The sequence below is a fragment of the Peribacillus sp. SIMBA_075 genome, assembly GCF_046534585.1.
Genome location: NZ_JAWRYN010000374.1, coordinates 1 through 295 on the forward strand (window position 1 = coordinate 1; position 295 = coordinate 295).

The 295-nt window shown below is 40.0% G+C and carries 1 protein-coding gene; it reads left to right on the forward strand.

Translation table 11 applies throughout. The annotated features are described in order from the left end of the window. The coding region (locus tag SB775_RS28645) for a TrmH family RNA methyltransferase (protein ID WP_410864568.1) at positions 1–295 on the forward strand (295 nt) is incomplete at both ends.

The following is a 295-nucleotide window of genomic DNA, read 5'->3' on the forward strand; positions in this document are numbered from 1 at the left end:
TAATCATCAAGGTGTAATTGCTCAAGTAGCTGCATATCAATATGCTGAGTTAGAGGATTTGTTTAAATTAGCAGAAAAACGCAATGAAGATCCGTTCTTCTTAATTTTAGATGAAATTGAAGACCCGCATAACTTAGGCTCTATTATGCGTACTGCGGATGCAACAGGGGCTCATGGGGTTATTATTCCAAAAAGAAGAGCTGTGGGGCTTACAGCGTCAGTTGCGAAAGCGTCGACTGGGGCAATTGAATATATTCCTGTTGCACGTGTAACAAATTTATCGCGTACAATTGAT